The organism is Adlercreutzia muris, assembly GCF_008831045.1.
Classification (GTDB): domain Bacteria; phylum Actinomycetota; class Coriobacteriia; order Coriobacteriales; family Eggerthellaceae; genus Adlercreutzia; species Adlercreutzia muris.
Map to the genome: position 1 here is coordinate 41,492 of NZ_WAJS01000009.1, position 23,100 is coordinate 64,591.

The 23,100-nt window shown below is 67.2% G+C and carries 22 protein-coding genes; 21 read left to right on the forward strand and 1 reads right to left on the reverse strand.

All coding sequences use genetic code 11. The annotated features are described in order from the left end of the window. Position 1: 1 nt before the first annotated feature. The 20 genes from cgr1 to F8D48_RS04145 all read left to right on the forward strand — a co-directional run bounded on the left by cgr1 (position 2) and on the right by F8D48_RS04145 (position 20,269). On the forward strand, positions 2–733 hold the full coding sequence (cgr1, locus tag F8D48_RS04050; protein ID WP_151430058.1) for a cytochrome c-type protein Cgr1: 732 nt from the start codon (positions 2–4) through the stop codon (positions 731–733). Positions 734–927: 194 nt separating this feature from the next. Next, a complete protein-coding gene (locus F8D48_RS04055; RefSeq protein WP_016308901.1) occupies positions 928–1,464 on the forward strand; it encodes a rubrerythrin family protein in 537 nt (178 codons plus the stop codon). Positions 1,465–1,980: 516 nt separating this feature from the next. Then, a complete protein-coding gene (gene pyrR / locus F8D48_RS04060; protein ID WP_135970416.1) occupies positions 1,981–2,577 on the forward strand; it encodes a bifunctional pyr operon transcriptional regulator/uracil phosphoribosyltransferase PyrR in 597 nt (198 codons plus the stop codon). Positions 2,578–2,581: 4 nt separating this feature from the next. Continuing rightward, positions 2,582–3,526: an aspartate carbamoyltransferase catalytic subunit gene (locus F8D48_RS04065; protein ID WP_151430086.1), complete on the forward strand. Its 945-nt coding sequence runs from the start codon at positions 2,582–2,584 to the stop codon at positions 3,524–3,526. Then, a complete protein-coding gene (locus F8D48_RS04070; RefSeq protein ID WP_151430059.1) occupies positions 3,510–4,802 on the forward strand; it encodes a dihydroorotase in 1,293 nt (430 codons plus the stop codon). Before F8D48_RS04065 ends, F8D48_RS04070 begins: the two co-directional genes overlap by 17 nt. A gap of 302 nt (positions 4,803–5,104) precedes the next feature. Next, positions 5,105–6,100, forward strand: coding sequence for an ABC transporter substrate-binding protein (locus F8D48_RS04075; protein WP_151430060.1), 996 nt, complete (start codon positions 5,105–5,107; stop codon positions 6,098–6,100). A 12-nt stretch (positions 6,101–6,112) separates the two neighbouring features. After that, a complete protein-coding gene (locus F8D48_RS04080; protein WP_151430061.1) occupies positions 6,113–7,111 on the forward strand; it encodes a FecCD family ABC transporter permease in 999 nt (332 codons plus the stop codon). Beyond that, complete coding sequence (locus tag F8D48_RS04085) at positions 7,104–8,108, forward strand: FecCD family ABC transporter permease (RefSeq protein WP_201757756.1); 1,005 nt, start codon at positions 7,104–7,106, stop codon at positions 8,106–8,108. Before F8D48_RS04080 ends, F8D48_RS04085 begins: the two co-directional genes overlap by 8 nt. 13 nt (positions 8,109–8,121) lie before the next feature. Continuing rightward, on the forward strand, positions 8,122–9,003 hold the full coding sequence (locus tag F8D48_RS04090; protein WP_240806216.1) for an ABC transporter ATP-binding protein: 882 nt from the start codon (positions 8,122–8,124) through the stop codon (positions 9,001–9,003). Between the two features lie 465 nt (positions 9,004–9,468). Continuing rightward, positions 9,469–10,263 (forward strand): dihydroorotate dehydrogenase electron transfer subunit, encoded by a 795-nt coding sequence (locus F8D48_RS04095; RefSeq protein ID WP_151430062.1) that lies wholly within the window; start codon positions 9,469–9,471, stop codon positions 10,261–10,263. Continuing rightward, entirely contained in the window at positions 10,263–11,195 is a 933-nt protein-coding gene (locus F8D48_RS04100; protein ID WP_151430063.1) for a dihydroorotate dehydrogenase, read from the forward strand. Before F8D48_RS04095 ends, F8D48_RS04100 begins: the two co-directional genes overlap by 1 nt. Beyond that, positions 11,189–11,917, forward strand: a complete 729-nt coding sequence (pyrF, locus tag F8D48_RS04105; RefSeq protein ID WP_151430064.1) for an orotidine-5'-phosphate decarboxylase — start codon at positions 11,189–11,191, stop codon at positions 11,915–11,917. Before F8D48_RS04100 ends, pyrF begins: the two co-directional genes overlap by 7 nt. Before the next feature lie 207 nt (positions 11,918–12,124). Beyond that, the gene (gene mihF, locus F8D48_RS04110) at positions 12,125–12,436 is read left to right on the forward strand and encodes an integration host factor, actinobacterial type (RefSeq protein WP_151430065.1); all 312 of its coding nucleotides are present in this window, start codon (positions 12,125–12,127) and stop codon (positions 12,434–12,436) included. A gap of 26 nt (positions 12,437–12,462) precedes the next feature. Further along, entirely contained in the window at positions 12,463–13,029 is a 567-nt protein-coding gene (gmk, locus tag F8D48_RS04115) for a guanylate kinase (protein ID WP_151430066.1), read from the forward strand. Between the two features lie 15 nt (positions 13,030–13,044). Next, the gene (locus F8D48_RS04120) at positions 13,045–13,305 is read left to right on the forward strand and encodes a DNA-directed RNA polymerase subunit omega (RefSeq protein ID WP_135970557.1); all 261 of its coding nucleotides are present in this window, start codon (positions 13,045–13,047) and stop codon (positions 13,303–13,305) included. Positions 13,306–13,491: 186 nt separating this feature from the next. Next, on the forward strand, positions 13,492–14,712 hold the full coding sequence (gene thiI / locus F8D48_RS04125) for a tRNA uracil 4-sulfurtransferase ThiI (RefSeq protein WP_135970558.1): 1,221 nt from the start codon (positions 13,492–13,494) through the stop codon (positions 14,710–14,712). 377 nt (positions 14,713–15,089) lie between these two features. Continuing rightward, a complete protein-coding gene (locus F8D48_RS04130; RefSeq protein ID WP_151430067.1) occupies positions 15,090–15,845 on the forward strand; it encodes a ComEA family DNA-binding protein in 756 nt (251 codons plus the stop codon). Then, positions 15,842–18,202 carry a DNA internalization-related competence protein ComEC/Rec2 gene (locus F8D48_RS04135; protein ID WP_151430068.1) on the forward strand — a complete coding sequence of 787 codons (2,361 nt, stop codon included), beginning with the start codon at positions 15,842–15,844 and terminating at the stop codon, positions 18,200–18,202. The genes F8D48_RS04130 and F8D48_RS04135 overlap by 4 nt, the downstream gene beginning before the upstream one ends. Continuing rightward, positions 18,199–19,167 (forward strand): DNA polymerase III subunit delta, encoded by a 969-nt coding sequence (holA, locus tag F8D48_RS04140; protein WP_151430069.1) that lies wholly within the window; start codon positions 18,199–18,201, stop codon positions 19,165–19,167. Before F8D48_RS04135 ends, holA begins: the two co-directional genes overlap by 4 nt. A gap of 10 nt (positions 19,168–19,177) precedes the next feature. Continuing rightward, the gene (locus F8D48_RS04145) at positions 19,178–20,269 is read left to right on the forward strand and encodes an MBL fold metallo-hydrolase (RefSeq protein WP_240806217.1); all 1,092 of its coding nucleotides are present in this window, start codon (positions 19,178–19,180) and stop codon (positions 20,267–20,269) included. Positions 20,270–20,358: 89 nt separating this feature from the next. On the opposite strand, the gene rpsT is transcribed toward F8D48_RS04145, so the two are convergent. Then, complete coding sequence (gene rpsT / locus F8D48_RS04150; protein ID WP_028026289.1) at positions 20,359–20,892, reverse strand: 30S ribosomal protein S20; 534 nt, start codon at positions 20,890–20,892, stop codon at positions 20,359–20,361. A gap of 358 nt (positions 20,893–21,250) precedes the next feature. On the opposite strand from rpsT, the gene lepA reads away from it, so the two are divergent. Further along, positions 21,251–23,056 carry a translation elongation factor 4 gene (lepA, locus tag F8D48_RS04155; protein ID WP_135970563.1) on the forward strand — a complete coding sequence of 602 codons (1,806 nt, stop codon included), beginning with the start codon at positions 21,251–21,253 and terminating at the stop codon, positions 23,054–23,056. Positions 23,057–23,100: the final 44 nt, after the last annotated feature.

Consider the following 23,100-nt stretch of genomic DNA (forward strand, 5'->3'; position numbering starts at 1 on the left):
TATGTCCGAAGAAGAGAAGACCGCCGAGGTCGCCGCGGTAGAGGAGACCGAGGCTGCGCCGGCTGGCAAGAAGGCGCGCAAGAAGTGGCCCATCGTGGTCGGCGTTGTCGTGGCTGTGCTGGTCGTAGCCGGTGCCGGCTTCTGGGTGTGGCATGAGCAGCCGAGCTTCTGCAACGCCATCTGCCATACGCCGATGGATCCCTATCTGCCGACCTACGAGGCTACCCCGGGCGAGCCCGCCACTGACAAGTGGGGCAACGAGCTCGAGACCGCCAGCGGTATGCTGGCCGCCGTGCACCGTGCCGATGAGTCCTCCGACATCACCTGCATGGGCTGCCATGTGCCCACCCTGTCCGAGCAGATCGGCGAGGGTATCAGCTGGGTGACTGGCAACTACGAGGTTATGGCGACTCAGGCCGGCATGCACGTGGTGCCCGAGAAGTCCCTTGAGGATCTCGTGGCCGCCCGCGGCATCGAGCCCGATCAGTTCTGCCTGAACGAGGGCTGCCACAACATGACCCGCGACGACCTGATCAAGGCCACCGAGGGCATGGCTCGCAACCCCCACGTGCCGCAGCATGGCGAGGTTGCCTGCGGCGACTGCCACAAGGCCCATCGCGCGTCGGTGAACTACTGCTCCAGCTGCCACAACGACGCCGAGATCCCCGAGGGCTGGATCTCCGCTGCCGACGACAAGAAGCTTGTCAAGGAGCTGGAGTCGATGAACAAGTAACTTCTCCCTTCGCCACGGGGAAAGTGGGAGGAAGGCCGTCTTCGGACGGCCTTCTTTCGTTTTGCCCAAAAGATGGTTACGGTTACGTGTCCGCTCATGGTTTCGCCACCGCGTTCGCGCGCGGGCGGTTCACTATGGGTCTGTGATCGCGAGCCGCCCACGGTAAGCGGCGACACAGGCGAAAGGAGCGGATCATGGAGCTAGAGAAGTCCCAGACATGGAAAAACTTGGAAACGGCCCTGTCCCAGGAGGCGGTGGCCTACGCCGAGTATACCTTCTACGCCCAGCAGGCGGCCAAGGACGGCTATACCCAGATCTCCGAGATCTTCAACGAGACGGCGGGCAACGAGCTGCACCATGCCAAGCTGCACTTCAAGAAGCTGCACGACGGGGCCGTGCCCGACACGCTGCAGAATCTGAAGGATGCCCAGGACGATGAGGACGCCGAGGTGAAGGTGTACACGGGCTTCGCCAAGACGGCCCGCGAGGAGGGCTTCGCCGAGCTGGCCGACTTCTTCGAGGGCCTGGCCGCCATCGAGAAGAGCCATCAGGATCGCTTCGATCTGCTCATCGAGCGCATCGAGAACGGCGAGGTGTTCCGTCGCAAGGAGGTGAAGGTGTGGGTGTGCACCGTGTGCGGCCACATCGAGATCGGCACCGAACCTCCCGAGAAGTGCCCCGTGTGCGCCCATCCGCGCGGCCACTTCAAGATCAAGGCCGAGAACTACTAATGAAATTCCGTTCGTCCTGACGGAGCGAACGGAATTGCCGATGCTGCGGCTCCGACAGGCACCTGCCCTTGCCATTCAGCGCTTTCCCTCACGGCGCGAAGGCCGCTCGGCCGCGCTTCAAGGCAATTGCAGGCACCTGTCGGAGCCTCGCTGACTTCCTTGGGCGAACCTCGCATCGTATTCTTTATTTTATTTAGGTGCCTCCTCTCTTCTCGGCCATTCTCGATTACATCCTCCTCTCACCCTTTTCTTTGGGAGAAAACTAAATCAGTGCTTGCAAATCATCTTTTCGGGGTGTATGGTGCAACCGTCCTTTAAATGCGGTACAGAGAGGCCGACAAGGTACACCCCGTGCGCGGGGGCGCGACTGGCAAGCGTCGCGAACATAAGCGCACTCAGTGAGCCTCGTCGTCCGACGGGCTTTTTTATTGCCCGCCGGCGGCAGCGGAAGCGCGGGAAACTCGGACGCGCTTTCGGGTTTCGTCTGTACGCACTGAACCTGAGAAGGGAGTGTGTATGAACGACGCAAGCTTGGTCAAGTCCGTCTGCATGGATGCAGACGAGATCGAGCGGTCGGTGACGCGCATCGCGCACCAGATCCTCGAGGCCAACAAGGGGGCTGAGAACCTGGCGCTCGTGGGCATCGTGACCCGCGGCGATCTTCTCGCCAAGATGCTCGCCCACAAGATTCAGGAGATCGAGGGGGTGGATGTGCCCCTCGGCAAGCTGGACATCAGCTTCTACCGCGACGACTTCGCGACTCATTTCGCCCCGGAGGTCCATTCCACCGACATCCCCTTCGACATCGACGGCAAGACCGTCGTGCTCGTAGACGACGTGCTCTACACCGGGCGCACCATCCGCGCGGCGCTCGACGCCCTCATGGACATCGGCCGTCCGGCCGCCGTGCAGCTGGCGGTGCTCGTGGACCGCGGCCACCGCGAGCTGCCCATCCGCGCCGATTTCGTGGGCAAGAACGTGCCCTCCGCCTCCGACGAGAACGTGCGTCTGTTCCTCGAGGAAGTGGACGGCATCTCCGCCGTGGAGATCCTGGAAATCGAGCCGGGCAAGCGCGCCGGTTCCGCGCCGATCAAGAACAACGGGGGTGAGTAGGGCCATGGCCTTCAACCACAAGCATCTCATCGACATCACGGAGTATTCCGCCGACGATATCATGACCATCCTGGAGACGGCCAAGAACTTCAAGCAGGTCAACGAGCGCCGCATCAAGAAGGTGCCGACGCTCAAGGGCTTCACCGTGGTGAACATGTTCAACGAGCCGTCCACCCGCACCCGCTCCTCCTTCGAGATCGCCGAGAAGCGCCTGAGTGCCGACTCCCTGAACTTCGGCGGATCCTCCACGGCCACGGTGAAGGGCGAGAGCCTCGTGGACACCGTGAAGACGCTGTGCTCCTACAAGATCGACTGCATCGTGGTGCGCGACCGCTGGGCCGGCGTGCCCCGCAAGATCGCCGACGTGTCCGGCGTGTCGGTCATCGACGCCGGCGACGGCAAGCACCAGCATCCCACCCAGGCCCTGCTCGATCTGTACTCCATCTGGGAGGAGAAAGGCGACCTCGCCGGCCTGCACGTCGGTGTCGTGGGCGACATCGCCCACTCCCGCGTGTGCGGCTCGCTCATCCCGGCGCTGAAGATCATGGGCTGCGAGGTGACGGTCATCGCCCCGCCCACGCTTTTGCCCGCGCGCCCCGACATCCTGGGCGCCGACCATGTGACGAGCAACCTCGACGAGGCCCTGCCCGAGCTGGACGTGGTGTACATGCTGCGCATCCAGCGCGAGCGCTTCGAGGGCGCGCCCTACCCGAACCTGCGTGAGTACAATCTGCTCTATGGCCTGACCAAGGAGCGCGACAAGCTGCTGAAGCCCGATGCCTGCGTGTGCCACCCGGGCCCCATCAACCGCGGCGTGGAGTTGGACAGCTTCATGGCCGACCACCCCAAGCGCTCCATCATCCTCGACCAAGTCTACGCCGGCGTCCTTGTGCGCATGGCCGCCCTGTACCTGCTCCTAGGAGGTAGCAACGATGGCATTGATGCTTAAGAACGCCCGTCTGATCGACCCGCAGATCGGCCTGGACGACGTGGCCGACATCCTCATCCGCGACGGCAAGATCGTCGAGGTGGGCACGAACCTTTCCATGGAGAAGGGCGTCGAGCGCGATCTCGCCGGCAAGATCGTCACCCCGGGCCTCGTGGACATGCACGTGCACTTCCGCGATCCGGGCCAGGAGCAGAAAGAGGACATCGCCTCCGGCTCCCGCGCCGCGGCCCATGGCGGCTTTACCGCCGTGTGCACTATGCCCAACACCGACCCGGTCATCGATGACGCCGTGGCCGTGGAATACGTGAAGGCCCGCGCCGCCGCGGTGGGGAAGTGCCGCGTCATCCCGTCGGGCGCCTGCTCGAAGAATCTCAAGGGCGAGGTGCTCGCCGACATGGGCGACATGTACGCCCACGGCGCCCCGGTGTTCACCGACGACGGCCACGGCATCCAGGACGCGGGCATGATGCGCCGCGTCATGGACTACGCCCGCCAGTTCGACACCGCCATCATGGTGCACTGCCAGGACGACTCGCTCGTGGCCGACGGCCAGGTGAACGAGGGTGTGGCTTCCACGCGCCTGGGCATGGTGGGCTGGCCGGCCGAGGGCGAGGAGCTGGAGATCGCCCGCGACATCGCGCTCTGCCGCCTGACCGGGTGCCCCCTGCACATCCAGCACATCACCACCAAGCGCGGGCTCGATCTGGTGGCCGCCGCCAAGGCCGAGGGGCTGCCCGTGACCTGCGAGGTGACCCCGCACCATATGTTCCTCACCGAGGACGCCATCACCGCCGAGTACCAGACCTCGCTGAAGGTGAACCCGCCCCTGCGCGCCGCCGAGGACGCCGCCGCCCTGGTGGAGGGGCTGAAGAACGGTGTGATCGACGCCATCGTGACCGATCACGCCCCCCACACCGATTGGGAGAAGGACCGCGAGTTCGAGCTGGCGCCCTTCGGCATGACCGGCCTGGAGACCTCCCTCGGCCTCGTGCTCACGCACCTCGTGCGCGCCGGCGTCATCGACTACGGCCGCATGGTCGAGGCCATGGCCGTGGCCCCGCGCGCCATCCTGCGCCAGGAGCCGGTGAAGATTGAGGCCGGCAGCACCGCCGACCTCACGGTCATCGATCCGGAGGCCGTCTGGACCGTGGAGGTGGAGGACTTCTGTTCCAAGGCCAACAACTCCGGCTTCATCGGCGCCGAGCTTGTGGGCCGCGCCACCGACGTCTATGTGGGCGGCTGGGCCACCATGGAGGACGGCGCCATCGTCGAGTAGCCCCGGCTTTCGATATCAGTGCTCGTGCGAGACCCCCTTCAGCGAAGGGGGTCTTTTCTATGGGGGCAGCAAGGGCTGCGGGGCGGACGGCTTCTCTCTTTCTATACGAAAGGGCCTCAGGGAGAAAACGTGTGGGTGATCGGGTCGTTTCGGTGCGGGAAGGCTCTCCTACAATGGGATGCATCGGCGCTTGTGGAGGTTTTCTCCGGAGTTGAGCGAAGCAAGTAAACCTATGCTAACATCTCCTGCCGTAAGTTTTCTAAAGCTAACTTATTTCGTCAACAAAGAGAAAGGAACTGACCATGGCCCCTCTTTCCCGCCGCACCTTCGCCGCCTTCCTCGGCATTGCCGCACTGACCCCCGTGCTCGGGGGCTGCGCCTCGAGTGCGACCGGCACTGCCTCCGGCTCCGGTGACACCGGCACGGCCAGCGACGCCGGCGCCGCCGCCTCCGGCTCGGGCATGCGCACCGTGGATACCGACAAGGGGCCGGTGGAGATTCCCGCGAACCCCCAGACCATTGTGACCGACTACTATCTCGGCGAGTTTCTGGCCGTGGACGCAAAGCCGGTCATCGCGAGCCCCTATGCGCTGAACAACCCCTTCCTGGCGGGGCTGTGCGACGGCATCGAGGCGCTGAACACCACGTCGGCCGAGACCTCCCTGGAGATGATCGCCGAGAAGCAGCCCGACCTCATCGTCACCATCACCGAGGCCGACTACGACAAGTACGCCAAGATCGCGCCGACGGTCTACATCGCCGACGGCACCCGCTCCGACGAGGATCTGTTCCGCTACATCGCGGGGCTCGTGAACAAGGCCGAGGCGGCCGAGGCCTACATCAGCGAGTTCAACGACAAGGTGGCCACGGTGAAGGACGAGATCGCGGGCATCGTGGGAGACCGCACCGTGTCCATCCTGGAAGTATGGCCCCAGGAGATCTACACCATGGGCAGCCACTTCGCCCGCGGCGGTTCCATTCTCTACGATATGTGGGGGCTGAAGGCGCCTGAGGCCATCCAGGGCCCCATGGTGGATGGAGACGAGGCCTATAAGGTGATCGCGGTGGAGGCGCTGCCCGACTATGCCGGCGACTTCATCTGCTATGGCGTGCTGGACGGGGCCGATGCGGCCTATGTGGACGATTCCCAGCTGTGGAAGAACCTGCCGGCTGTCAAGAACGGCCTCGTGATGCCCTACGAGCAGGTGGCTTTCATGCACCGCGACCCCATCACGCTGACTAACCAGCTGCAGGCGTTCACGGACTTCTTCCGCGCCCATGCGGATGCGGCGGCCTAGGGGAGCGGTTCCTTGTCGCGCCTGAGAACATCGGTGTTCCTGCTCGCCGGCATCGCGGCCGTGGCCCTGGCGGCCGGGCTGTCGCTGTTCGTCGGCAGCACCCCCATCGCGCCCGACCAGGTGATCGGCGCGCTCGTGGCGCCGGACATGGCGAACCAGGAGCACGTGGCCGTGCTCGAGCTGCGCGGGCCCCGCACCCTGGGGTGCATCCTCGTGGGCGCCGCCTTCGCCGTGGCCGGTGCCATCATGCAGGGGGTCACGCGCAACCCGCTGGCCGATTCGGGCCTGCTCGGCATCAACGCCGGCGCCGCCTTCGCTTTGGCACTGTGCCTGGCGCTGCTTCCGGGCATGAGCTTCGCGGGGGTGGTGGCCTGCTCATTTGCCGGCGCCGCCCTCGCCCTGGCCGCAGTGTTCGGGGCCGTGAGCTTCCGGCGGCGCAATATGGACCCGGTGCTCTTGGTGCTGGCCGGCTGTGCTGTGGGGCTCTTCCTCACGGCGCTGGCCCAGGGCGTGGCCATCTTCTTCAACATCGGCTACGCGCTCACCTTCTGGACGGCCGGCGGGGTGGCCGGCATCCGCGCCGACACCCTTGCCATGACGGCTCCCTTCATCGTGGGGGCCCTGGCCGCGGCCTGCGCGCTGGCCCGGCGGGTGAGCGTGCTGTCCCTTGGCGATGAGGCGGCGGCCGGTCTCGGCGTGGCCGTGGGGAAGTCCCGGGCGCTGTGCCTGGCGGTCGTTCTCGTGCTGGCCGGGGCCGCTGTGGCCCTAGCGGGCCCCGTGGCCTTCGTGGGTCTTATGGTGCCCCACATCGTGCGGCGCTTCGTGGGGGCCGACTACCGGGCCGTCATCCCCGCCTCCCTTGTGGCGGGATCGACCTTCATGCTCCTGGCCGACGCGGCGGCCCGCACCCTCATCGCCCCGAGCGAGGTGCCCATCGGCATCATCTTCGCCATCGTGGGCGTGCCCTTCTTCATCTGGTGCGCCCGAAGGGAGGCGACGGGCCTTGACTGAGACGCTGAGGCGCCATCGCGGCGCGGCGATGATCGCCCTTCTGGCCCTGGCGGCCGCACTCGCGCTCTGGGCCGACATCAATGCCGGCTATCGCAGCATCTCCTTGGACGAATTGGGGCAGATCGCCCGTGGCACAGCCCCGGCGAGCCTGGCCTACACCCTGGTGGAGCTGCGCCTGCCCCGGGTGCTCACGACCCTGCTCGTGGGCGCGGGACTCTCTTTGGCCGGCTGCCTTCTGCAGGGGGTGTCGCGCAACGACATGGCCGATCCGGGCGTACTCGGCATCAACGCCGGGGCCGGGCTGTTCGTGGCCGCCTTCATCGTGTTCGTGCCCGCGGGCCTCGTTCCGAGCACGGTGGCCCTGCCCCTGCTCGCCTTCGCCGGCTCGGCGGCCGTGGCCGCCGCAGGCTGGCGGCTGTCGGTGGTGCGCGGCGCCTCCAGCCCGCGGCGGCTGCTGCTGATCGGCGTGGCCCTGGCCACGGGGCTCTCCAGTGCCACCTCGCTGCTCATGCTGTCGCTGCCCGATGGGGACTACGCCTTCGTGCAGAATTGGATCGCCGGCAACATCTGGGGAGCCACCTGGGAGAACATCCCCATTCTGGCCGTGGGCCTCGGGGTGCTGACGGCACTGGCCCTCTATCAGGCCCGCACCCTGGACGTGCTGGGGCTGGGCACCGCGGCCGCTACGGGGCTGGGAGCGAACGTGCCCCGGGCCACGGCAGCGCTTACGGCCGTGGCTGTGGGGGCCTCGGGGCTCTGCTGCGCGGTGGGCGGCGGCCTCACCTTCGTGGGGCTTGTCTGCCCCCATGTGGCCCGGCGCCTGGTGGGGCCCTCCTTCCGCGTGCTCGTGCCGGCCAGCGTGCTCGTGGGGGCCACCCTCATGCTTATCGCCGACATCGTCTCGCGCACGCTGCTCGCGCCCAACGAGATTCCGGTGGGCATCGTGGCGGCGGTCATTGGCGCCCCGTATTTTCTGTACTTGCTAGCCAGATCCTAGAGAGGGGAGTGCTGTGGAGCCGACTGCGACGCCATCGCCGTCGATGGCACCGGACAACGAGAAAACTGCCTTCTGCGAGACCTGCGACCGCACCTGCGAGCGGTTCGCCGATGCGGCCCTGCGGGGCGAGGGGGTGGCCGTGGGCTACGGGGACCGCCTCATCATCGAGCCCATGGACGTGGCCGTGCCCGTCGGCGAGGTCACCGCCATCATCGGCCCGAACGGCTGTGGGAAATCGACGCTTTTGAAGGCCCTTTCCCGCACCATGCCCCTGGCGGCCGGCGCGGTGTATCTGGACGGCCGGGCCATCGCCGAGATGCCCACGGCCGAGGTGGCCCGCAAGATGGCGCTGCTGCCCCAGGCCCCCGAGGCCCCGGGCGGCCTGACCGTGGGAGAGCTGGTGGCGCTCGGCCGCTATCCGCACCAGAGGGGCTTCGGGCGCCTTTCGACCCGCGACCGCGAGATCATCGCCTGGGCCCTGGCCATCACGCACCTGGACGATTTCAGCGGCCGCGCCCTGGATGCCCTGTCCGGCGGCCAGCGCCAGCGGGCCTGGATCGCCATGGCCCTTGCCCAGGACACCGACCTCATCCTGCTGGACGAGCCCACGACCTACCTGGACATGGCCCATCAGCTGGAAGTGCTGGAACTGTTGCGCTCGCTGAACGAGGAGCAGGGCAAGACCATCGCGCTGGTGATCCACGAGCTGAACCTGGCCGCCCGCTTCGCCGATTGGATGATCGCGCTGAAGGACGGCTCCATCCGCGGGGCCGGCACGCCCGAGGAGGTCATGACCCCGGCCATGCTGCGCGAGGTGTTCGGCCTGGATGCCCTCATCGAGCCCGACCCCTGGACCGGCCGCCCCAGCCTCGTGAGCTACCGGTTGGCCCGCTAGGCGTCGCAGCCGCGATGTTCGCCGCAGCGGGTGATCGGGGCTTTCGCGGAAAACCGCAGCGACGAGCCGTCTTCCCCGACGGCCGCCGGGCCGACGCTGCTTGGCTCGCCAGTGCCGCTGAATCTGGCTCCAAGGCCGGTTGCTTTTGCGCAAATGCATAGAAGGCGGGAGGCACGTACTACTACTCCGCCTGGTCGAAGGCCAAGGCAGTGAAGACGAAGAAGTAGCGCCGTCGGCCCCGCTTCCCGACTTTCCGGCCCCGAATCGGCGGATGTGGCGACACGTCCTTCGCTTCGGGGCCATTCTGCGTGTTGCGGGGGTTGCTTCCGGCCCCAAATCGCCGCCTGTGCCGACACGAGAGCCGATTCGGGGCCAGCCTCCAAGCGATGGCGGGGTAGGCGCGCGGCCGTTATGCGCTAGAATGTCATCCAACGTTTTGACGGACGCGATACGACGGGAGAGCCTATGGCGCTTTGCAACGAGAACGCCCCCATTCTGGTGAACGAGGAAGCGGGGTGCAACATCTGGCTCATGACCGTGGTCGCGCCCGAGATCGCGGCGGCGGCGCGGCCGGGGCAGTTCGTGCACGTGCGCGTGCCCGGCATGGACGACCATATCCTGCGCCGGCCTTTGGGCATCTACGCGACCGATGCGGAAGCGGGCACCGTGGACATGATGTACCAGGTGCTCGGCTTCGGCACCGACCGCATGACCGCGCTCGTCCCCGGCGATGCGGTGGAGCTCATCGGTGCCATCGGCCGCGGCTGGCAGCCTCCCGCGGGCTGCAAGCGGGCGCTCGTCGTGGCCGGCGGCGTGGGAAGCGCGCCTCTGTACCCGCTCGTGGAAGAACTCAAGGCGTCCGGTGCGGAGGTGACGGCCGTGCTCGGCGCCTCCACCATCGATGCCCTCGTGGCCCGCGAACGCTACGGGGCCGCTCTCGGCTGCGAGCCGGCCTGCTCCACCGACGACGGCACTTTCGGGCGCGCCGGCTTCTGCACACCGCTCGTGGAAGAGGCACTGACTGCGGCCGAGGCGGCCGGCGAGCCCTACGATTACGTGGCCTGCTGCGGGCCGGAGCCCCTCATGCGCATCGTGGCCGCCATGGCCGCCGATGCGGGCGTGTTCTGCGAGGTGTCCCTCGAGCGCCGCATGGCCTGCGGTGTGGGGGCGTGTTTGTCCTGCGTGGTCGACACGGTGGCCGGCAAGCGCCGCGCCTGCGTGGACGGCCCGGTGTTCCCCGCGAGCGAGGTGGTGTGGTAATGCAGCGTTCCCCCAAAGAGACATCGGTCAAGCTGGCCGTGAACCTCGGCGGCCTGGCCATGAAAAACCCGGTCACCACCGCCTCGGGCACCTTCGGCGCCGGACGCGAGTACCACGACTTCGTGGACGTGGCGGCCCTGGGCGCCGTTACCACCAAGGGCGTGTCGCTGAACGGCTGGGAGGGCAACGCGAGCCCCCGCATCGCCGAGACCGCTTCGGGTATGCTGAACTCCATCGGGCTGCAGAACCCCGGGGTCGCGCACCTGAAGGAGGTGGAGCTGCCCTGGCTCGCTTCCATCGGCGCCACGGCCATGGTGAACGTGTCGGGGCATTCCTTCGACGAGTACGTGGCCGTCATCGAAGCCCTGGAAGAGGCTCCCGTGGCCGCCTACGAGGTGAACATCTCGTGCCCGAACGTGGACGCCGGCGGCATGACCATGGGCTGTCACGGGCCTTCCGTGGAGAAGGTCGTCTCCATGTGCCGGGCCGCCACGAAGCGCCCGCTCATCGTGAAGCTCACCCCCAACGTCACCGACGTGGCCGAGATCGCCCGCGCCGCCGAGGCGGCCGGGGCCGACGCCATCTCGCTCATCAACACGCTTTTGGGCATGGCCATCGACGCGCGCACCCGCACGCCGAAGCTGGCCCGGGTGGTGGGCGGCTTCTCGGGCCCGGCGGTAAAGCCCGTGGCCCTGCGCATGGTGTGGCAGGTGGCCCAGGCCGTGAAAGTGCCGGTGCTCGGCATGGGCGGCATCTCCACTGGCGAGGACGCCGTGGAGTTCATGCTGGCCGGTGCCACCGCCGTGGCCGTGGGCACCGCGAACTTCGTGAACCCCACCGCCACCGTGGATGTCATCGACGGTGTCATCGACTACTGCGAGGAACAGGGCGTCGCCGACGTCAACGAGCTGATTGGAGCCCTCACGTGCTAACCTCCTTCGATTCCATTCCCGCCCGCGACCGCGTCATCGTGGCCCTCGACTGCGACGCCTGGGAGGCCATCGCGCTGGCCGACAAGCTTCAGGGCCACGCGCAGTGGCTCAAGATCGGCATGACGCTGTACTACGCCGAGGGGCCCGCCATCGTGAAGATGTTCAAGCGCCGCGGTTTCAACGTGTTCCTCGATCTGAAGTTCCACGACATCCCGCACCAGGTGGAAGGGGCCGCTCGCTCGGCGGCGGCCAGCGGAGCCGACATGATCACCATGCACACCGTGGGCGGCATCCCCATGATGGAGGCGGCCCAGCGCGGGGCGGCGGCCGGCGCGGCCGAGTGGGGCGGGGAGGTGCCCGCCACCCTGGGCATCACCGTGCTCACCTCCATGGACGCGGCCACCCTGGCGGCCACGGGCGTCACGCGGCCTCTGCCCGAGCAGGTGGCGGCCCTGGCGGCCCAGGCCAAGCAGGCGGGCATCTCCGGCGTGGTGGCCTCGCCCCAAGAGGCGAGCGTCTTGCGGGAGATCTTGGGCCCCGACGGGTTCATCGTCACCCCCGGCGTGCGCCCGGCCGGCGCCTCCCTGGGCGACCAGAGCCGCGTGGCCACCCCGGCCCAGGCCTTCGCCAATGGGGCGTCGCACATCGTGGTGGGCCGGCCCATCACCGAGGCCGCCGACCCGGTGGCCGCCTTCGAGGCCATTGCGACGGAATTGGCCTAGGAGTTTCGCCGCCGTCGCGGGTCGCGGCGGCGCTTCTTTGGAGCGGGCTTCAAGGATTTCTGGAGCCTGCTCCAAAGAAAACTTTCTCGTTTTGGCTGATACATTGAAGGTTTCATCACATTTACGGGTTCTGCGTGAATTACATGTTGTTTTGTCATGAATGGGTGGTATGATTTCGGCAGCCCTAACCGGAAGGAGAACAACATCATGGCTATCCCTCAACTCAGCCCCGAAGCTCGTGCCGAGGCTCTTGAGAAGGCAAAGGCCGCGCGGATCAAGCGCGCCGAGGTTCGTGAAGAGCTGAAGACCGGCAAACTCACCGTCGCTCAGGTGCTCGCCATGCGCGAGGATCCCATCGTGGGTCGCATGAAGATCTCCACCCTCATCGAGACGCTGCCGGGCTACGGCAAGGCCAAGGCCGAGCGCATCATGCGGGAGCTCCAGATCGCCGAGAGCCGCCGCATCCGCGGCATCGGCGAGCGTCAGCGCGAGGCCCTGCTGGCCCGTCTGACGAAGTAGCACCGTTCACAGTAGCAAGGGAATACATGCGAACCGGAAACCTTTTCGTCATCAGCGGCCCCTCGGGGGCCGGCAAGGGAACCCTCGTCACGCGACTGCTTGAGGAGGTGCCCGACACCTGGGTTTCCGTTTCGGCCACCACGCGACGCCCCCGTCCCGGAGAGGAAGAGGGCGTCAGCTACTATTTTCTCGATCGGGAGGACTTCCTCGCCCTCGCGGACGAGGGCGGCTTTCTCGAATGGGCCGAGTACGCGGGCAACTGCTACGGCACCCCCTTAGCCTCGGTACAGCGGGAGATGGCTGCGGGCAGGCAGGTGATCTTGGAGATCGAGGTGCAGGGCGCCCTTCAAGTGAGGGAGAAGATGCCCGAGGCGCACCTCGTGTTCATCGAGCCGCCGTCGCTGGAAGAGCTGGAGCGGCGTCTGCGGGGGCGCGGCACCGAGGCCGATGATGTGGTGAGAAAGCGCATGGAGACGGCTCTGGTGGAGCTTTCCCACAAAATGGAGTATGATATACGGCTGGTAAACGACGATCTGGACGAAGCCGTCGCCCAACTGGTCGCTTACGTGAACAACACCGCCGAGCAGAAGTAAGAGGAATTTTCATCTATGAGCATCATCGAGCCGAAGATCGACGTCCTTCTGGACCGCACCGATAACGACCGCTTCCTGCTGTGCGCCCTGGCCTCCAAGCGCGCCCACGACATCAACGACATGATGCGGGGCCAGCGCGACCGCGCCATCCAGCTGCAGACCGCCGTGGAGATCGCCCGCGCCGCTGACACGAAGCCCCTGTCCATGGCCTTCAACGAGGTGGCCCGCGGCGAGGTATCCTACGACCCCGAGTCCATTGATGTTAAAAACCATTAATTAATGGTTTTTAACCCGACGCTGCGAAGCCCCGTAACGCCCAATCTTGACGCTCCAAGTCCTTGCCGCGTACCCCCGTACGCTTCCTCGGTCTTTCGCGTCAGCCTTGGGCGTTACGGGGCTTCTCGCTGACTTACTACGCCAACCCGTGCTACAAAAATCTTAATTAATAGATATCAGAGGGCCATGATGGAATTTCAGAGAATCATTCTCGTGCACTACCACGAAATCGGGCTGAAGGGGCGCAATCGCGGCGTGTTCGAGAAGCGCCTCCAGAAGAACTTGGAGGCGCTTCTCGGTGCGTACCCGATCGTCACCATCCATCGCATCTCCGGGCGGCTGCTCGTGTTCCTCAGGGAGGGCACGTCCTTGGAGGTGGCCAACGAGTGCGCCGATGCCATTCTGGGCGTGCCCGGCGTGGCCCGGGTGTCCTGCGGCTTCAAGTGCGAGCAGGAGATGGAGGCCATGGGCCGGGCGGCCTGCATCGCCCTGGCCGAGGCAGAGCCCTTCCAGACCTTCAAGGTGAGCGCCCGGCGCAATCACACCACATTTCCCATCGACTCCATGCAGCTGAACCGCGACATCGGCGCGGTGCTCTGCGAGGAGTTCCCCGCCAAGAACGTCCAGATGAAGGACCAGGACGTTACCGTGGGCGTGGAAGTGGTGGAGGGCTCCACCTATGTGTACGCCCGCAGCATCCGGGGCATCGGCGGCCTGCCCGTGGGCAGCTCCGGAACCGTAGTGGCCCTGCTGTCCTCGGGTATCGACTCGCCCGTGGCGCTTTGGCGCATGGCCCGGCGCGGCGCGGTGTGCGTGGGCGTGCACTTCTCCGGGCGCCCCCAAACCTCGGATGCCTCGGAGTTTCTGGTGGACGACATCGCCCGCGTGCTCGAGCGCACCGGCTGCATCGCCCGGGTGTACGTGGTGCCCTTCGGCGACTATCAGCGCGAGATATCCCTGGCCTGTCCGCCGGGCCTGCGGGTCATCCTCTACCGCCGCCTCATGTTCAAGGTGGCCGAGGAGATCGCCCGGCGCGAACGGGCCGGGGCCCTGGTGACGGGCGAGAGCCTGGGCCAGGTGGCCTCCCAGACCCTCGACAACATCCGCGCCACCGACGCCGCCGTGGCCATGCCGGTGCTGCGGCCCCTCATCGGCTCGGACAAGCTGGAGATCATCGATGCGGCCCAGCGCCTGGGCACCTTCGAGATCTCGTCCATGGATGCGCCGGACTGCTGCACGTTGTTCATGCCGCGCAACCCCGAGACCCATGCGAAGTTGGCCGACGTGGAGGCCGCCGAGGCCGCCTATCCGATGGGGGAATGGGTGCAGGCCCTGGCCGATGCGGCCGAGCCCCGCGACTACGCCTGCCCGGCCTACCGGCCGCCGAGGAAAACCGGGGCCCGCTAGACCGGGGCCTCGACATCCATCGCGTCATGTCAAGGGCGGGAGCTGCGGCTGCCGCCCTTGTTGCGTGGGGCGGGGGTCGACTTCCGACGACTGTGGAAGGCGCCGCTCGGGTCACGCGGCCCCGGGCTCGCTGCCCAGTGAGGAAGACGCTTCGGAACGGAGGAAGAGGCGCGGGGACGGCTCGGGGGCGAATAGCGCGAGGCTACGGGGTGCATCGGAGATGAGCGGGGCGGGCTTCGGGGACGGCTTGGGGGCGAATAGCGCGGGATTTCAGGAGACGCCGGGGCGGCGCGCGGCAGGAGCGAGGTGCGGTCAAGGTGCGACATAAGTGCGGTTTGCGCTTGGTAGAGTGGGGCCGGTCGTTCTAAGGAGAAACCGTGGCCTTCCAAGATCAAGCCGTGGGCATCTGCGCCCGCCTCCACCTCACTGCTGTGCGCAAGCCGATTCTCATCGGCATCGTCGTCGTGCTGGGCGTCGTGGCTGCCTCGGCCGTCCTCGCCCTGGCGTCTCCCGCCGCTGCGGGCGAGGTTGTCGCGGTGATCTCCGCGCAAGAGAGATCCGTTGTTGGGGAGGACGCCAGTGGGGCGGAGGCGGCGGCGGGAGAGGGGGAGACGATCTCGGCGGAACGAGAGGCTGAGGGCGGCAACGAGGGAGATTCACGGAGCGGGGAGGCGTCCCTTGGCGGCGCAGGGTCCGAGACGATGCTGTGCGTCCATGTGGACGGGGAGGTGGCCGCCCCCGGTGTCTACTACCTGCCGGAGGGCAGTCGCGTCGTCGATGCCGTAGAGGCTGCCGGCGGCATGACCGGCGATGCGCGCTCGTCCGGGGTGAACCTGGCCCAGGGACTTACCGATGGCCAGCAAGTGCTCATACCGGGCCCCGACGATGTGCCCGGTGCCGCGGATTCACCGGCAGGAGGAGAGGGGGCGGCTGCGGGCGATGAGCGAGTCAACGTCAACACCGCTACGGCAGCGGAGCTGGAGACCCTCGACGGCATCGGCGAGGTCACGGCGGCCAAGATCATCGCCGAGCGCGAGGCCCACGGTCCCTTCGCCTCGCCCGAGGACCTCAAGCGCGTCTCGGGCATTGGCGACAAGAAGATCGAGGCTCTGCGAGATCGCATCTGTCTATGATGGGGGAGGATCTTCGGCCGCCCCGGCCCCATCTGCCGCCGCTGCTGGTTGCGGGCCTCGTCTTGTGGGGAGCCACGGCCCTGCTATGGCCGGCGCTTGCGGGAGCTTCGACGAAGGCGCTCGTTGCTGGTGGCACCGCATCGCTCGCGGCGGCCGTTGCCGTGGCGGCATGTTTGCTGCGGCGCGGTACGGCACCCTTGGGGGCCGTGGCGCTTCTGGCCCTGCTCGTTGCCGCGGCCTCCTCCTGCGCGGGCGCGGCAACGCTCCATGGGGGGTCTGCCGCCGCTCGCGATGGCGCGGGCCTGTGGCACTGCACCTTGACAACCGACGCGAAGCCCGGGGACTTCGGCTGGCAGGCCGAGGCGCGAGCCCGCGACGGCTCGGGGGTCGTGGTGCCGGTGCGACTGTACCTGCCTGAGGATGGCGCAGGGCTGCTCCAAGGGGACCGGGTTAGGGTCGAGGGCTCCTTTCGCGAGCCGGCGGAGGAATCCCGCGACTTCTTCTGGAATGGAGGCCTGGCAGGATCGATCTCGTCAACCGCTTGGGAACGGGAAGGGGAGGCGCCTCCCTTGGGCACCCTGCGCCAGCGGGCCATTGCGGCGGTGGCGGAGCACGGGGGTCGTGGGGGCGCCCTCGTACAGGCCCTCGTCTGCGGCTATCGCGGCCCGCTGGAGCTTGCGGACGGCTACGCCCCGTTCCAAACCGTAGGGCTCGCCCATCTCGTGGCCGTATCGGGGGCCCATTTGTCCCTCGTCACCATGTTCGTGGCCCAGCTCCTGCGTTTTGCGCGCCTCGGGCGCCGGGCCACCGCCGTAGTCACGGCCCTGTTTCTCGCCGCCTACGTGGGATGCGTCGGCATGCCGGTGTCGGCTCTGCGGGCGGCGGTCATGGCCACGACGGCGCTGCTGGCCCTCGTCGCCGACCGGCGCAGCTCTGCCCTGAACGCCCTCGGGCTCTGTCTCGTCGTTTTCGTGGGCCTCGATCCGTCCTGCGCCCTCTCGGCCTCCTTTGCCCTGTCGGCCGGCTCCACCTTGGGGATCGTGCTGCTCGCACCGCTGCTCTCCTCGGTCGCGGCAGGGCGCGGGAAGCGCCTCCGCTCTTTGGTGGTGGAGCCCGTGGTCCTCACGGTGGCCTCGGCCCTGGCCACCCAGCCCTATGCAGCGGCCCTGTTCTCCCAGGTGCCGCTCCTCGCGCCCGTGGCCAACGTGATGGCGGCCCCTCTGTTCGCCCTGGCCTGCACTGGGGGCTTCGCAGCAGTGGTGCTCGCGTGTCTGGTGCCCGCGCTCGCCCCCGCGGCTGTCGGATGCGCCGTGGCAGCTGCGCGACCCCTGGAGGCAGTGGTGGCCGTGCTCGCCCGGGCGCCCGGCAGCTGCCTGCCCGTCGATGTCGAGGCGCTTCCCATGGTCGCGCTCTCGACGATCCTCGTCGGGGGACTGTGGGTCTGGTGGCCCGTGGTGCGGGCACGGGCCGTCGGCGGGGTCGTGGGAGCGCTGGCCGCCCTCCTTCTGGCCGCGACAGCGTCCCCGGCCCTGGCTGCCGGCCCTGACGAGATCGTCATGCTGGATGTGGGCCAGGGGGACGCCTTCCTCCTGCGCAGCCAGGGAGCCACGCTCCTCATCGATACGGGCAATCGCGACGGGCTGCTCAAGGAGGCCATCGCCCGCCAGGGCGTCCATCGCATAGACCGCGTGGCCATAACCCATGCCGACGACGACCACTGCGGCTCTCTCCAGGCTCTCGGCGATGTGACCCGCGTGGGCGGCCTTCTCGTGGCCGACGACCTGCTCTCCTGCCCCTGCGAGAACTGCACGGAGCTGGTGGCCGAGGCCGAGGGAGAGGCCTATCCCGGGGGAATCGAGGGGCTCTCGGTGGGCGACGCCGTGGGCTGCGGCCGCTTCACGCTGGAAGTGGTCTGGCCGGATGCCTTCGATGACGAGGGCGGCAACGGCGACAGTCTCAGCTTCCTGTGCCTGTGGGACGGCGACGGGGACGGGGAGGCCGACTGGACGGCGCTCTTCTGCGGCGATGCCGAGGCGGAGGAGCTGGAGGCCATGGCGGCGATGCTTCCGCCCGAAGGAGTTGATGTGCTGAAGGTGGGCCACCACGGCTCCCGTAGCAGCCTCGACGAGAATCTGGCGCGCCGCCTCGCGCCGGCGGTGGCTCTCGTCGGGGTGGGCCAGTCCAACCGCTACGGGCACCCGGCACCGGAGGTGCTCGATGCCCTGACGGCGGTCGGGGCGCAGGTGCTCTGCAGCGACGAGGTGGGGGATGCCTCCATTGCATTCTCCATGGAGAAGCTCTCCGTCACGACCCAGAAGGGCGCCGACCCACCGCCTTCGGGTACAATGGGGCCATGAGCAATGAAAGCGAACAGAACCAGCTGCTGGCGGCCTACTTGGCCGTCGGCGAGGATGCCCTCAAGCGCGAGGCGGTCATCGCCCGCCTGCGAAAGCGCCTGTCGGCCCTGGGGGACCTCTCCTTCAACGCCGACGACTTCGACGGCGAGACGGCGGCCGGCGCCGATATCGCCGCCGCCTGCAACACCATGCCCTTCGCGAGCCCGGTGCGCCTCGTCTACGTGCGCAATGCCGAGAAGCTCAAGAAGGCCGATTCCGAGGAGCTCGTCTCCTACCTGGCCGCGCCGAGCGAGTCCACAGTGCTGGCCCTGGAGGCCGAGAAGCTGGCGAAGAACACGCGGCTGTACAAGGCCGTCGCCGGCCTCGGCCCCAAGGCCGTCATCGATTGCACGCCGCCCAAGAGCTGGGAGATGCCCAAACGGGTGCGGGCCATGGCCACCGGCCACGGCATCGTCCTTACCGAGGGGGCCGCCGGCGCTCTGGTGGAACTCGTGGGCGAGAACACCGTGCATCTGGACAGCGAGCTCAAGAAGATCGCCCTGGCCCACAGCGGCACCGATGCCGTGGGCGAGCGGGAGGTGCGCAGCCTGGTGGCCCGCACCTCGGAAGTGAAGCCCTGGGACTTCACGGCCGCCTTCGCCGAGCGGAACCTGGCGAAGTGCCTCGCCCTGCTTTCCCAGATGGAGTCCACTTCGGCCCATGCCCTCATCGCTATGTGCGCCACGCGCATCCGTGAGCTCATGGCGGCCCAATCGGCTGCCCGCCGCGGGGGCACGCCAGTCGGACAGTTGCTGCACCTGCCCGACTGGCGCGTGAAGAGCCATGGCGCCTGGGCCCGCAACTTCTCGCCATCCGAGCTGCGGGCGGCTCTCGTCAGCTCCCGCGATGCCGAGCGGGCCATGAAGAGCGGCGCCGACCCCGATGAGGTGTTCTACGGCTGGCTCGTCGACACCTTGAGACGATAGGAACATCCCCGTGCCCGACCTCGATACCCTGATCGCCGACCTCGACGACCGCTACCAGCGGGCCGGCTTCGGCGAGCCGGTGGCGGTGCTTCCCGATCTGTATCTGGTGAAAGTGCCCCTGCCGGCCAATCCGCTCAAGGCTGTCAACTCCTACTTCATACTGGGAAGCGGGGGAGAGACCGTCATCGTGGACGTGGGCTTCAACCACCCCGACTGCGAGCGAGCTCTCGATGACGCCCTCGTGGCCCTCGGCCGCTCCTGGGACGGCGTGCGCATCGTGCTCACCCACTCCCATCCCGACCATACGGGCAATCTCGACCGCATCTGGCGTTCCGGTATGGCGGTGCAGGCCCATCTCCATTCCTTCCAGGAAGTGAAGAACCTCATGGCCCTGGAGGAGGCGATCTACGGCCCGCTGCTTCTCCAAGCGGCCACCCTCGAGCAGCAGCGGGAGATGACCTTCACCGACGAGGGCCCGCGGCTCCACGTCTCCGCCGAGCTGCTGCCCCTGGAAACCTATCCCTCCTTCACCTACCTGGCCGAGGGAGACACCGTCGAAGCGGGTCCCTACGCCTTTCGGGTCATCGAGACCCCGGGGCACGACCGATGGCACATCTGCCTCTACGAGCCCCGGGCGCGCCTCCTCATCGCGGGGGATCATGTGCTGGAGCGCATCACGCCGGCTGTCTCCTCGTGGTTTCCCGCCGTCGACGCCCTGGCCCAATTCATGGACAGCCTGCGCAAGGTGGCCGATCTTGAGGTCGATCTCATCCTGCCGGCTCACGGACGGCCCTTCACCGGTCTCGCCGAGCGCGTCGCTTTCTTGCTCCGCCATCATGAAGAGCGCCTTGAGGAGATCTACGGGTTGGTCCGCGGCGGCTGCGACGACATCGTCGCCATCTCACAGCAGGCCACATGGCGTTATCCCGATTGGGGAAGCTGGCCCCTCGATCAGAAGTTCTTCTCCATGGGAGAGACCTTGGCCCACCTCGTCTACCTTGTGCGCCAGGGGCGCATCCTCCAGGGTATCTGCGGCGACGAGTACTACTTCCGCATGCCCTATGATCGCAAGAACCTGGCTCTGACTCGCATCCAGGGCTAACGCCGCCCTTCGGGATGCGGGGGCGGTGGGCCATAAAAAAGCACCGCCCTGAAGGGCGGCGCCTCTCGCATCTGGGCTGGCTGCGCGGGTTACTCGGCGCTGTCCTCGGCCGGGGCCTCCTCGCCCTCGGCAGCCTCGGCGGCAGCGGCCTCAGCCTCGGCCTTGGCGGCTTCCTCGGCCTCCTTGGCCTTGCGCTCAGCGGCCTTCTTCTCCTCCTTCAGCTGCTTCTCGCGGCGCTTCGCCTTCTCGGCGGAAGCCTCGGCCATGGCGGCCTTGCGGGCCTCCTTGGCAGCGGCCTTCTTGGAGCCGGTCTTCTGGGCCTTGGGCGCCGGCTTCACGTAAGCGGCCTTGTCCTCGGCGGTGGCCACGGAGTTGGCCAGGGCCATGATGCCGCTCTTGCGGTTGGCGGCCTGGTTCTTGTGGATGACGCCCTTGGAGGCGGCCTTGTCCATCAGACGGCAGGCAGCGCAGGCGGCGGCGTAGGCCGCGGCGCCATTGCCCTCGGCCACGGCGTCCTTCACGCGACGGGTCGCGGTCTTCAGCTCGCTCTTGACGGCGCGATTGCGCATGCGGCGCTTCTCGTTGGTGATGATGCGCTTCTTCTGGGACTTGATGTTAGCCATGATTGCTAGCCCTTTCTGGTTCGGTCGTTTCAGATCCCTTTTCCTTGCGGTATCCAACGACACGAACGCGCAGCGGTAAAGCCCGCCCGGGCATCGTGCGAAATGGAAAGCGGCGGGATTTGCCCGCTTTCTCAGCCCCGGGCCCTGAGCCCGGAAGGCCGCCAGCAATCGCAATCTCTCAAGCGCAGCCACGTCTGCAGATTTGGCGGTGGAATCACCGCGCGTGCGTATCGCTGGATACACAATGCGGTAGAATACCAAAGATTCGCATCAGCACCGTGAAGAAATCTGCCCGGGAGGGGCAATTCTTCGCGAGACGCACACATACGCAGGAACCGACCGCGATAAGAAAGCCATTATGACCCACGAACTGTCCCATATCCGCAACTTCTCGATCATCGCGCACATCGACCACGGCAAGTCCACGCTCTCGGACCGCATCCTGGAGCTGACGGGCACCGTGGCCAAGCGCGACATGCAGGCCCAGCTGCTCGATTCCATGGACATCGAGCGCGAGCGCGGCATCACCATCAAGAGCCAGGCCGTGCGCGTGAGCTACACGGCCGACGACGGCGAGACCTACCAGCTGAACCTCATCGACACCCCGGGCCATGTGGACTTCACCTACGAGGTGAGCCGCAGCCTGGCCGCCTGCGACGGGGCCGTGCTCGTGGTGGACGCCACCCAGGGCGTGGAGGCCCAAACGGTGGCCAACGCCATGCTGGCCATGAACGCCGATCTGGAGATCATCCCGCTCATCAACAAGATCGACCTGCCCGCCGCCGAGCCGGAGCGGGTGAAGGCCGAGATCGAGGACGGCCTGGCCATTCCCGCCGACGACGCGGTGCTCGCCAGCGGCAAGACCGGTGTGGGCGTCCACGACCTCTTGGAGGCCGTGGTCTACAACATCCCGGCACCCGAGGGCAACGGCGAGGCGCCCTTGCGCGCCCTCATCTTCGACAGCTACTTCGACGCCTACCGCGGCGTGGTGGCCCTCATCCGCGTGGTGGACGGCTCCATCAAGAAGGGCGACAAGATCCGCATGATGGCCACGGGCACCGAGACCCTCGTAGAGGAAGTGGGCGCCCGCCACCCCCAGGAGGTGCCCGAGGAGGCGCTCTACGTGGGCGAGGTGGGCTATTTGGTCACGGGCCTCAAAGACGTGAGCCAGGTGAAGGTGGGCGACACCATCACCCTGGCCGCCGGCGGCGTGAACGCGCCGCTGCCCGGCTACCGCGAGGCGAAGCCCATGGTGTTCACGGGCCTGTTCCCCATCGACGGCGACCAGTACGAGCCCTTGAAGGAGGCCCTGGAGAAGCTGTCCCTGAACGACCCGGCCCTCGTGTGGGAGCCCGAGACCTCCCACGCCCTCGGCTTCGGTTTCCGCGTGGGATTTCTGGGCCTTCTGCACATGGAGGTCATCAAGGAGCGCCTGGAGCGCGAGTTCGGGCTTGACCTTTTGGCCACGGCCCCCTCGGTGGAGTACCACGTGTATCTGAAGGGCGGCGAGATGGTCTCGCTCCACTCGCCCCAGGAGATGCCCGACCCCGGCTCCATCGATCACGTAGAGGAGCCCTACCTGAAGGCGAAGATCCTCATCCCGCCCGACTACGTGGGCGCCGTGATGGACCTGGCCGTGGGGCGGCGGGGCAACTTCGTCACCATGAACTACCTGTCCCAGACTACCGTGGAGATGCTCTGGGAGATTCCCCTGTCCGAGCTCATCCTGGACTTCTTCGACAAGCTGAAGTCGAACACGAAGGGCTATGCCTCCCTCGACTACGAGATGGACGGCTACAAGCCCTCGGAGCTGGTGAAGCTGGACATCCTGCTGTCGGGCAAGCCCATCGACGCCCTGTCGTTCATCGTGCACAAGGACAAGGCCTACGACCGTGGGCGCGTGCTCTGCGACAAGCTGAAGGAGATCATCCCGCGCCAGATGTTCGAGGTGCCTATCCAGGCGGCCATCGGCGGGCGGGTGCTGGCGCGCCAGACCGTGAAGGCCAAGCGCAAGGACGTGCTGGCCAAGTGCTACGGCGGCGACATCACCCGCAAGCGCAAGCTCTTGGAGAAGCAGAAGGCCGGCAAGAAGCGCATGAAGGCCATCGGCAACGTGGAGGTGCCCCAGGAGGCCTTCATGGCCATCCTGAAGGTGGACGAGTAGCAGCGAGGCCGCTCCGTGGGGCGGCCTCGCTCGTTCGATGGGAA